Annotated in this window: 10 protein-coding genes; 3 read left to right on the top strand and 7 right to left on the bottom strand. The window is 59.8% G+C overall.

The window, feature by feature from the left end; genetic code table 11:
- The first annotated feature begins 317 nt into the window (after positions 1-317).
- Complete coding sequence (locus tag AC1DE4_RS28935) at positions 318-1,520, top strand: pyridoxal phosphate-dependent aminotransferase (RefSeq protein WP_025661730.1); 1,203 nt, start codon at positions 318-320, stop codon at positions 1,518-1,520.
- Between the two features lie 72 nt (positions 1,521-1,592).
- Here the strand turns inward: AC1DE4_RS28935 and AC1DE4_RS28930 are convergent, their stop codons facing one another.
- The gene (locus AC1DE4_RS28930; RefSeq protein ID WP_477884251.1) at positions 1,593-2,687 is read right to left on the bottom strand and encodes a calcium:cation antiporter; all 1,095 of its coding nucleotides are present in this window, start codon (positions 2,685-2,687) and stop codon (positions 1,593-1,595) included.
- Between the two features lie 230 nt (positions 2,688-2,917).
- Here AC1DE4_RS28930 and AC1DE4_RS28925 point away from each other — a divergent pair, with 230 nt between their 5' ends.
- Positions 2,918-3,199, top strand: a complete 282-nt coding sequence (locus AC1DE4_RS28925) for a DUF2188 domain-containing protein (RefSeq protein ID WP_007534149.1) — start codon at positions 2,918-2,920, stop codon at positions 3,197-3,199.
- 27 nt (positions 3,200-3,226) lie between these two features.
- Here AC1DE4_RS28925 and AC1DE4_RS28920 read toward each other — a convergent pair whose 3' ends face one another.
- A complete protein-coding gene (locus AC1DE4_RS28920) occupies positions 3,227-4,138 on the bottom strand; it encodes a LysR family transcriptional regulator (RefSeq protein ID WP_113471211.1) in 912 nt (303 codons plus the stop codon).
- A 93-nt stretch (positions 4,139-4,231) separates the two neighbouring features.
- On the opposite strand from AC1DE4_RS28920, the gene AC1DE4_RS28915 reads away from it, so the two are divergent.
- The gene (locus AC1DE4_RS28915) at positions 4,232-5,242 is read left to right on the top strand and encodes an NAD-dependent epimerase/dehydratase family protein (protein WP_477884249.1); all 1,011 of its coding nucleotides are present in this window, start codon (positions 4,232-4,234) and stop codon (positions 5,240-5,242) included.
- 40 nt (positions 5,243-5,282) lie between these two features.
- On the opposite strand, the gene AC1DE4_RS28910 is transcribed toward AC1DE4_RS28915, so the two are convergent.
- The 5 genes from AC1DE4_RS28910 to trxB all read right to left on the bottom strand — a co-directional run bounded on the left by AC1DE4_RS28910 (position 5,283) and on the right by trxB (position 10,107).
- Positions 5,283-6,071 carry an aminoglycoside phosphotransferase family protein gene (locus AC1DE4_RS28910; RefSeq protein WP_477884255.1) on the bottom strand — a complete coding sequence of 263 codons (789 nt, stop codon included), beginning with the start codon at positions 6,069-6,071 and terminating at the stop codon, positions 5,283-5,285.
- Positions 6,072-6,155: 84 nt separating this feature from the next.
- Positions 6,156-7,280 (bottom strand): alkene reductase, encoded by a 1,125-nt coding sequence (locus AC1DE4_RS28905; protein WP_018857201.1) that lies wholly within the window; start codon positions 7,278-7,280, stop codon positions 6,156-6,158.
- A gap of 97 nt (positions 7,281-7,377) precedes the next feature.
- A complete protein-coding gene (locus AC1DE4_RS28900) occupies positions 7,378-7,671 on the bottom strand; it encodes an ArsR/SmtB family transcription factor (protein ID WP_018857200.1) in 294 nt (97 codons plus the stop codon).
- 541 nt (positions 7,672-8,212) lie between these two features.
- Positions 8,213-9,109, bottom strand: coding sequence for a LysR family transcriptional regulator VtlR (locus AC1DE4_RS28895; RefSeq protein ID WP_018857199.1), 897 nt, complete (start codon positions 9,107-9,109; stop codon positions 8,213-8,215).
- A gap of 23 nt (positions 9,110-9,132) precedes the next feature.
- On the bottom strand, positions 9,133-10,107 hold the full coding sequence (trxB, locus tag AC1DE4_RS28890) for a thioredoxin-disulfide reductase (protein WP_025661736.1): 975 nt from the start codon (positions 10,105-10,107) through the stop codon (positions 9,133-9,135).
- Positions 10,108-10,170: the final 63 nt, after the last annotated feature.

The raw sequence follows: 10,170 nt of genomic DNA, 5'->3' as shown, positions 1-10,170 counted from the left end.
CTTCACGCCAGCCCGATTGTTACTTTCCCCATAGCGCCAAACTTCCCGCGCCTTCGCTCAATCAGGCTTCAATGAGGTCCGTCGGGGCCTTTCGTTTGGAGAGATCCCGTCCTCGGACCTCACAGAACCCTCCAGATTCAGCCAGCCAAACGCGCGAGCTCGCGAATCAGGACGCTGGGTCAGGCGATTGATCACGAAGAATCATTGGCACCATCACGCCTTTGCGCTTGAAATGCCTGCCTACATTGGACATAGAGCTTAGCGCAGAATTCCGGTCCCGGCTTTTCTGCCCAAATCAACCGTATAGGACCGATATCATGGCCTTTCTTGCCGATGCTCTTTCCCGTGTGAAGCCTTCAGCCACCATCGCCGTTTCCCAGAAAGCGCGCGAGCTGAAAGCAAAAGGACGCGATGTGATCGGCCTCGGCGCCGGCGAGCCGGATTTCGATACGCCTGATAATATCAAGAAGGCTGCCATCGACGCGATCAACCGCGGCGAGACGAAGTACACGCCGGTCTCCGGTATCCCTGAACTCCGCAAGGCGATCGCCGCGAAGTTCAAGCGCGAGAACGGCCTGGAATATTCGTGGGAGCAGACGATCGTCGGCACCGGCGGCAAGCAGATCCTTTTCAACGCCTTCATGGCGACGCTGAACCCGGGTGATGAAGTCGTCATCCCGGCGCCGTACTGGGTATCCTATCCGGAAATGGTCTCGCTGTGCGGCGGTACGCCCGTCATCGTTTCGGCGACGCAGGAAAACAACTTCAAGCTCCAGGCCGCCGACCTCGACAAGGCGATCACGCCGAAGACGAAGTGGTTCATCTTCAACTCGCCGTCCAACCCGTCGGGTGCTGCCTATACGCATGACGAACTGAAGGCCCTGACGGACGTGCTGCTGAAGCATCCGCATGTCTGGGTTCTGACGGACGACATGTACGAGCACCTGACCTATGGCGACTTCAAGTTCGTCACGCCTGTCGAAGTCGAGCCGAAGCTCTACGACCGCACGCTGACCATGAACGGTGTTTCGAAGGCTTACGCGATGACCGGCTGGCGTATCGGCTACGCAGCAGGCCCGATCCAGCTGATCAAGGCCATGGATATGATTCAGGGCCAGCAGACCTCAGGTGCGACCTCGATCGCCCAGTGGGCTGCCGTCGAAGCGCTGAACGGTACGCAGGATTTCATTCCCGCGAACAAGAAGATCTTCGAAGGCCGCCGCGACCTCGTCGTGTCGATGCTGAACCAGGCAAAGGGCATCACGTGCCCGTCGCCGGAAGGCGCCTTCTACGTCTATCCGTCCTGCGCCGGCCTGATCGGCAAGACCGCGCCGTCGGGCAAGGTGATCGAGACCGACGAAGACTTCGTTTCTGAACTGTTGGAGAGCGAAGGCGTTGCCGTCGTTCATGGCTCGGCATTCGGCCTCGGCCCGAACTTCCGCATCTCCTACGCGACGTCGGAAGCGTTGCTCGAGGAAGCCTGCAAGCGCATCCAGCGCTTCTGCGGCGCCTGCAAATAGTCAGAACTATCTCGAAACAAAAGCCCGCCGGAGACGGCGGGCTTTTTGTTTGCAGGATTGGAGTTGGCGGTGTCAGAGATCCAGCGCCGACAGCATCAGGAACGTTACAAAAAGGATGAAGTGCGTCATGCCTTCGATGGCGTTGGTCTCACCGTCGTTGAGGTTGATGGCCGCCGCAATCAGCGTAATCGCCACCATCACGGTCTGCACCGGCGTCATCGCCATGATGAACGGTTGGCCGGTGTAAAGGGCAATGGCCTCCATGACCGGAACCGTGAGGATGACGGTCGATAGCGACGCGCCCATGGCGATGTTCACGGTCGCTTGCATGCGGTTTCGCAGCGCCGCGCGAAGGGCCGTCAAGATCTCGGGCGACGCCGAGATCGCTGCGACAACGATGGCGGTCAGGACAACGGGAGCGCCAGAATTCCGCAGGCCTTCCGTCATGAAGGTCGACATGAATTCCGCGAGCAGGCCGATGATGACGATCCCAACCAGGATGGTTGTGATCGACGCGGTCGTGGAGTCTTCGATCGAGTGCTCATCCGGATCGCCTTTCCGCTCGCTGCGAGGATAGGCGTAGCTGAAGAAGTAACTGTGCTGACCGACCTGCATGCGCAGGAAGAGTGCGTAGAGGGCGATCATCGCCAGGATGGTGAAGGCGGAGTAGTAGTGCCACTTTTCCGCCGGCACGAATTCCGGAACGATCATCGAGATACCCATGGCGGTCAGGATCATCACGCCGTAGGTCTTGCCCGAGTTGTCGTTGTACGGCTGCTCGCCGTGCTTCAAGCCGCCGAGCAGCGCGGCGAGGCCGAGTATGCCGTTGATGTCGAGCATCAGGGCTGAATAGATCGTGTCGCGCACGAGCGTCGGAGAGCTTTCGCCGGTCATCATGATCGCGAGGATGATCACTTCCACTGCAACTGCCGACAGCGTCAGGATCATCGTGCCGTAGGGGTCGCCGACCTTGATCGCGAGAATCTCCGCATGGTGGGCGACACGGATTGAGGCAAGGACGATGGTGGCGACGAGCCCGGCAGCGGCGATCAGCGATATCTCACGCCCCTTTTCAAGAAATGCATGTTCCGACACATAGGCGATAGCCGCGACGCCTATCGCCAACACCAGGAACGTTTCGTCTTTCAGCCGCGACGCGATTTTCACGGAAAGCTCCGAGTTCGATTCATCCGACAAGTCTAAGACGATGATTTTGCATGGCAAGCTAGTGAGCGGAGGGAGTAAGTTTGCAGTCTTGAGAATTTAATGGAATACTAACGCATCGGTCAGCCGGAAGCATATCGCGGCGCCCTCTCGTTTCCTCCAACGCGGCCCGCGCACTGGATGCCATCCGGTCAGTATTCGAGCGCGAAACAAGAAGAAGAGGAGTGAGAGGCATGGTCAAGGTGGTCTACGAGGTCGTTCCTCACGACGGAGGCTGGGCCTACCGGTTGGGCGGTGTCTACTCCGAAGCATTCCCGACACACTCCGAAGCGCTTGAGGCAGCCCGTATCGTTGCAGCTGAACAGCAGGTTGGCGGTGATTCCGCCGAGATCAGCTGGCAGGATGACAAAGGTAAATGGCATGAGGAGTATGCCGAAGGCGGAGACCGGCCGGAGACTGAGGTTGTCGACGGCACCTGGAAAAGCCATTCCAGCGAAGCCTCGCCGCGCGCATGAGCACAGGGGTCATCATCCATGTGATGATCAACCCCGGCGTTTATGCGCAGTTCCCTTGGTGTAATTCAACAGGCCGTCTACCAGCGCGTCGAACGTGACGCGGTAGCGGCGTGCCGTTTTGATCCCTTCGTGCATGACGACCCACGTGTCGAGGGGTATCCGGAAAAGTTCGGGCAGAACCGGCAACAGATCTGGGTCCTGCGCGGCGATGCCCATCTGGCAGATTCCAATCCCCAGACCCGCACGAATGGCCGAGATTTGCGCGAGCGGGTTGTCGCTCTTGAACGCAAAGACGAGATTGTCTGGCAATGGAAAGCGCGCCATCATGGTCCTGATATAGGCTGTCTGCCGGTCGAAGCCGACGAGGCGATGTCGTGCGAGGTCGGCCATCCCCAGTGGTGCGCCGTGTTGCGCCAGGTAGCGCCGGTGGGCGTGAAAGCCGAGCGGTATCTCTCCGATGCGGCGGCCGATAAGTTGATCCTGGGTCGGCTCTGCCATCCGGACGGCAATATCCGCCTCCCGATTGAGAAGGTCCTCGATCGCGTCGGACGCCGAAAGCTCGATGTTGAGATCGGGATGGGCAGCCATCAGCGGTGCAAGGATGGGAGGCAGTACCTCGACGCCGATGACCTCGCTGGCGCTTATCCGGACGGTGCCGGCAACCTGCTCTCGATGTCCCGAGGCAGTTCGCAGCAGGGCGGCGGATGTCGCTGCGAGCGTTTGGGCATAGGGTTTCAGTTCAAGGGCTGCATCGGTTGGCAAGAGACCGTTCGGCGAGCGGACGAAGAGTTGCGAGCCGATTGAATTCTCGAGCGCATCGATGTGCCGTCCGACGGTCGGCTGCGTCAGGCCGAGGTCACGTGCCGCCGCAGAAAGCGACCCGTGTTCCAGCACAGCCAATAGCGTCCGGTAGAAATGCCAGTCCGGTTCTCTCTTCATGCATTTATGTATATCTGCGACACGAGATTCGTCAATTTCGTTTATCCGAAAATGCCCGCATGATTGGCTCAGTTCAAATTGACGGAGATCATCATGACTGGGCAGAACGGACAGGTTGCTCTGGTACTGGGTGCAACAGGCGGGATCGGAGGGGAGGTCGCTCGGAAGCTCGCCGCGTGCGGTTGGCATGTGAGGGCGCTGAACCGCGATGCAGCGAAGGCTCGCGCGAAAGCGCCCGACTTCGAGTGGGTCCAAGGCGACGCGATGAACGCCGAGGATCTCGTGACCGGGGCGCGCGGCGTCAGCCTTATCATTCATGCTGTCAATCCGCCGGGCTACCGCGATTGGGAAAAGCTCGTTCTCCCGATGCTCGACAACACCATCGCCGCTGCACATTCGGTTGGTGCGCGCATCGTTCTGCCGGGCACGGTCTATAATTTCGGACCGGATGCCTTTCCGGTTCTTCGGGAGGATAGTCCACAGCAGCCCGTGACGATGAAGGGAGCGATCCGCGCCGAAATGGAACGGCGACTGGAGATTGCCTCGCGCAGTGGCGCGCGCGTCATCATCGTTCGGGCCGGCGACTACTTCGGGCCGGGGGCTGCCAACAGCTGGTTTTCGCAAGGCATGGTCACGCCGGGAAAGTCGGTCGAGGTCGTCAAGAACCCGGCCCGGCCGGGTGTCGGACACCAGTGGGCGTACCTGCCCGATGTTGCTGAGACGATGATCCGTCTGGTCGAGCGTGGTGATCGCCTTCCGCCCTTCGCCGTGTATCACATGGATGGCTTCTGGGATGCCGATGGCAGCCAGATGGCCGCTGCAATCAAGCGGGTTGTCGGCAGTAGGATAAAGACGCGGGCCTTCCCGTGGTGGATCGTGCCTCTGGCCGCCCCGTTCGTCACCTTCATGCGCGAGTTGAAGGAAATGCGGTACCTTTGGCGCGAGCCGCTGCGGATGTCGAACGAACGGTTGGTTGCCGAACTCGGCAGCGAGCCTCATACCCCGATCGACGACGCTGTTCGTAGCTCCCTGGTCGCACTCGGGTGTCTGGCGGCTGAGCCGAACGAACTCGAGGCTCGCGCGTCCCCGCAGGCGGTGTATTAGTGTTGTTTTTGCCTGCCTCGGCGAGGCTCCTACGGCGTGCCTATCCCTGCTGTAGTTCGGCAAGCGCAATGCGCGCGACTGCGAGGGGGCTTTGGGCCAGTTCCGTCGATCCGCCGCCCAGAAACCAGGCCGCCGACAAGCCGGAATAGGCGACTATCCATTGCAGCAGCCGTTTCGGCTCTAGGCCAGTTTCGGTCGCGACGATCCGGAGTTGCCTCTGAAGACGGCCCGGGGAAGTGACTGTCGGAAGATCTGGGTTGGCGAAGATGTTGGCGTACTCGAAGCCACGCTCGCCGATGAGGCCTTTGGGGTCGATTGCCAGCCAGCCGTCCTCGCCGAAATCGAGGATGTTGCTGTGGTGAATGTCGCCGTGCAGGACCACGGGATCGCTGATATTTCCAAGCAGTATTCCAGCGATGTGGTTGCACTCGGCTAGAATGCCGTCATGGGCACGTGCTGCCGGCTCCAGGTCACGAAACCAGCGGGCCAGTGGAATGAGGTCCGGCAAAGGCTGTTCGCGTGGGGCGTGAAGTTCTGCGACGGTGCGGCACATGATGCGGGTCGCCGTATCGTCCGCGCCGTCCATTGCCATTCCCAACAGCGAGCGATGGCCCATTGCACGCTCGAGCAGAACTGCCTCGTTGTCGTGGGCGTAGACTTTCGCTGCCCCGATGCCACCCCACCATTGCATCAAAGCGCCGCCAGCCCGCTCAGCCTCGTCCTTGGAGATTTTCAACATGGCGGGTTTGCCGTCCCGAAGAACGGGCAGGAGGTGGCTGGAATGAGTGATGATCGGTTCGCCGTCGACGGTCAGTCGCCAGCGCTTGATGTACGACTACATGGCGCCATGTTAGCTAGGCGCTAGAAGAAGAAAATCCCGCCGAATGGCGGGATTCCGTTGGCACTTGATGGTTCAGGCGGCCTTTTCGATCACGGGATAGTCGATGTAACCCTTTGGTCCGCCGCCGTAGAAGGTGGCCTGCACGGGCGTATTCAGTGGCAGGTTCTTTTCCAGACGTCCCACGAGATCCGGATTGGCGATGAATGGCTTTCCGAAAGCGACGAGATCGGCGCGGCCGCTCTCGACGGCATCAATCGCCAGGTCCCGGTCGTAGCCGTTGTTGACCATCCACTTCGCCTTGCCGCCAGCCTTTTCATAGGCCTGGCGCAGAGCCTTATAGTCGAAGGCGGCGTTGGTGCCCTGCTTGAAGTCGCGGTCGCCGCCGGTCTGGCCTTCGATGACGTGAATATAGGCAAGATCATATTTCGCCAGGCCTTCGATGACATGGGTGAAGAGCGCTTGCGGGTTGGAGTCGTAGCTCTCGCCCGAAGGCGTGACAGGCGAAATGCGAATGGCTGTACGGCCTGCGCCGATTTCCTTGGTCACGGCGTCTACCACTTCGAAAGTGAAGCGGGCGCGGTTTTCGATCGAGCCACCATACTGATCGGTGCGGTCGTTGACGCCGTCGCGCAGGAACTGGTCGAGGAGGTAGCCATTTGCACCGTGAATTTCCACACCGTCAAAGCCAGCGTCGATCGCGGCGCGCGCAGCTTTGCGGTAATCCTCGATGATGCCCGGGATTTCCGAGGTTTGAAGGGCGCGCGGCTCGGAGGTATCGGCAAAGGCGCCAGTGCCATCGTCATTGACGAGGTACGTCTTGGCCTTGGCGATGCGGTTCGTCGAAGAGACGGGCTTGCCGCCGTTCGGCTGCAGCGTCGTATGCGAGATACGGCCGACATGCCACATCTGCACGACGATCTTGCCTCCTGCTGCGTGGACGGCATCCGTCACTCGCTTCCAGCCGTCGAGCGCTTCCTTCTTGTAAAGCCCGGGAACGTCCGCGTAACCCTGACCCTGATGTGTGATGGCCGTTGCCTCGGTGATGATGAGGCCGGCCGTCGCACGCTGGCGGTAGTATTCGACGTTCAGGTCGTTCGGAACGGCACCCGGCGAGCGGTTGCGCGTCAGCGGCGCCATCACGATATGGTTCTTGATGGCAATGTCGCCAACCTTTGTCGGTTCGAAAAGCTTGCTCATGAGAGTCCTTTCTTGGTGCGGGAGGATCACTCGGCCGAGGCCGAAGATGGGGGAGGAGGTTACGATGCGAGCCCAATTAGGGCCGCAGCCGCATACGCTACAGATCCTTCGAAAGTTGCTTGAGGAAAGCCGCGATGGTCTCCTCATTGCGCTTGTAGAAGATCCACTGGCCAACGCGTCTCGTCGTCACAAGCCCTGCTCTGTTCAGGGTCGCGAGATGCGCTGATACGGTCGACTGAGACAGGCCGCAGCGCTCAAACTGGCTGGCGCAGACGCCCATCTCAAACGGATGTTCCTGTGTGGAGAAATGCTCCTCAGGTTTCTTCAGCCAGTTCAGAATTTCCATCCGGGTCGGATGGGCGATCGCCTTCAGGATCTCGTCTTTTTCCATCGTCGTTCTTCGAATTATAAATCGTCCGTAGACGATATATGGATCGGCAACACTCGATATGCAAGACACGACGGCGTGATTTGCTGCTCTTTCGGATCTGGCTAAATTCTGGGCAAAAAAAGAGGGCCGCCGAAAAATCGGGGCCCTTTAAAGGTGTGAAGGTCAATAAACCTCCAGAGGGGAACAGCTAACGCGGTGGCACTGGGAGAGAAGCCACGAAATGCATCAGCTGAGTGGGATATGCTGCTTCAAGAGGCAGATTGCAATGCATGTTTGCGCATGCCTGCTATGCGCTGCACAATTTTCTGCTGCAATGCGAAAAAATCGGGCAAAAAAAGAGGGCCGCCGAAAGATCGGGGCCCTTATAGGTGTGAAGGTCAAAACCTCCAGAGGGGAACAGCTAATGCGGTGGAACTGGGAGGAAAAGCCACCGTGTGCATCAGCTGTGTGCGATATGGTGCTTTAATGAGCAAACGGCAACCCCAGTTTATGCATGCCAGACATGCGCATATTGCACAGCTTGTATTTCTAGGGTGAGCAACTAGAAGTTCCAGTTGCGTGCCTTGCTGACGATGAAGTCGCGGAAAGCCTTCAGCTTGGCGGCATTTTTCATTTCGTCAGGATAGCAGAAGTACGTATCAAACGACGGAACGTCAGCGTTAATCGGCAGCTGGATGAGGCCAGGATCTCGTCCGACGATGTAGTCGGGCATACAGGCAACGCCCATGCCGAGCAGGCACGCGCGCTTGATCGAGGTCTGGCTGTTGATCTGCAGATGCGGGATGCGCTTGTTGTCGGACGAGCGTCCAGCGACCTCAAGCCAGTTGACATCGAGCAGGTAGCTCGGCGCGGGCTCGCCAAAGGTAATGATACGATGGTTGTCGAGGTCCTCGACCGTCTGCGGCTCGCCATGGCGGTTGATGTAGGAGGGGGCCGCATAGACGTGCATGTGAACGGTGAACAGCTTGCGCTGGATCAAGTCGGATTGCACCGGCTGGCGCAGGCGGATGGCGCAATCCGCGTAGCGCATGTTCACATCCACTTCCTCGTTGTCGAGGATCAACTGGATCTGGACATCCGGGTAGAGCTGCATGAACTCCTGGATCTTGTCGGTCAGCCAACCCTGGCCAAGGCCGACCGTCGTCGTTACGCGCAGCTTTCCGGTCGGCGTTTCCGTCGTCTCGGTTAGCTGCATCTTCACGGTTTCGAGCTTCAGGAGCACGTCGTGGGCGGTGCGATAAAGCAGTTCGCCCTGTTCCGTCAGAATCAGACCGCGCGCATGGCGGTGAAAGAGCTTTGTGCCGACATCCTGCTCGAGTGCGCTGACCTGACGGCTGATCGCGGACTGGGACAGATGCAGTTTATCCGCCGCATGCGTGAACGAACCCGCTTCGGCAGCTGCGTGAAAGATACGCAGCTTGTCCCAATCCAATGGCATTCCCCCACCCCTCATAGCCGGTCCTACTCTGCGGCCACGGCGACGGGCATATGGCCCGTCAGATATCGTTCGGCTTCGAGAGCTGCCATGCATCCCAAGCCGGCGGCGGTGATCGCCTGGCGGAACGTGTCGTCGGTCACGTCACCAGCGGCATAAACGCCTTCGAGGCTGGTCGCCGTCGAATCCGGTGCGGTCCAGAGATAGCCATTATCCTTCAGCTTCAGCTTGCCCTTGAAGAGCTCGGTTGCCGGGGCGTGTCCAATAGCAACAAAGACGCCGTCGACCGCAACCTCGGTGATCGCACCCGTGCGCGTGTCGCGCAGGCGAGCGCCCGTAACGGACGGCGGCATCGGCGGCTTGGCCGGCGTGCCGGTGATTTCAGCGACCTCGGTGTTCCAGAGGACCTTGATGTTCTCCTTCGAGAACAGCCGTTCCTGGAGGATTTTCTCCGAACGGAAGCTGTCGCGGCGGTGAACGACCGTCACCGACTTCGCGATGTTGGAGAGGTATAGCGCTTCCTCCACGGCACTGTTGCCGCCGCCGACGACGATGACGTCCTTGTTTCGGTAGAAGAAACCGTCGCAGGTCGCGCAGGCCGAGACGCCGAAGCCCTGGAAATGCTGCTCGCTCTCGATGCCCAGCCACTTTGCCTTGGCGCCGGTCGCGATGATCAGGGTATCGGCGGTCCAGACTTGGCCGCTGTCGGTGCGGGCCACGAACGGGCGCTGGTTCATCTCGACTTCGGTGACGATGTCGTTGACGATTTCGGCGCCGACATGCTTTGCCTGCTGCAGCATCTGATCCATCAGCCAAGGTCCCTGGATGGGATCGGCAAAGCCCGGATAATTCTCCACATCCGTGGTGATCATCAGCTGTCCGCCTTGCTCCATGCCGGCGATCAGCACTGGCTTCAGCATTGCACGGGCTGCATAGACGGCAGCCGTGTAGCCGGCAGGGCCGGAGCCGATAATGAGCACCTTGGTGTGGCGGGCGGACATGGGTATTTCCTTTCGACTGTCGGGAGAGCGGCGGCTAAGAGGCGAATGAGGCCGTTTCGCGAT

The organism is Rhizobium sp. 10N414, assembly GCF_056394785.1.
The sequence above is the reverse complement of the archived record's forward strand: the minus strand, read 5'-3'. Positions and strand labels throughout refer to the sequence as shown.

Coding starts and splice junctions, on each gene's coding strand:
- AC1DE4_RS28935 (WP_025661730.1), top strand. CDS start 318: ATGGCCTTTCTTGCCGATGCTCTTTCCCGTGTGAAGCCTTCAGCCACC.
- AC1DE4_RS28925 (WP_007534149.1), top strand. CDS start 2,918: ATGGTCAAGGTGGTCTACGAGGTCGTTCCTCACGACGGAGGCTGGGCC.
- AC1DE4_RS28920 (WP_113471211.1), bottom strand. CDS start 4,138: ATGAAGAGAGAACCGGACTGGCATTTCTACCGGACGCTATTGGCTGTG.
- AC1DE4_RS28915 (WP_477884249.1), top strand. CDS start 4,232: ATGACTGGGCAGAACGGACAGGTTGCTCTGGTACTGGGTGCAACAGGC.
- AC1DE4_RS28905 (WP_018857201.1), bottom strand. CDS start 7,280: ATGAGCAAGCTTTTCGAACCGACAAAGGTTGGCGACATTGCCATCAAG.
- AC1DE4_RS28900 (WP_018857200.1), bottom strand. CDS start 7,671: ATGGAAAAAGACGAGATCCTGAAGGCGATCGCCCATCCGACCCGGATG.
- AC1DE4_RS28895 (WP_018857199.1), bottom strand. CDS start 9,109: ATGCCATTGGATTGGGACAAGCTGCGTATCTTTCACGCAGCTGCCGAA.
- trxB (WP_025661736.1), bottom strand. CDS start 10,107: ATGTCCGCCCGCCACACCAAGGTGCTCATTATCGGCTCCGGCCCTGCC.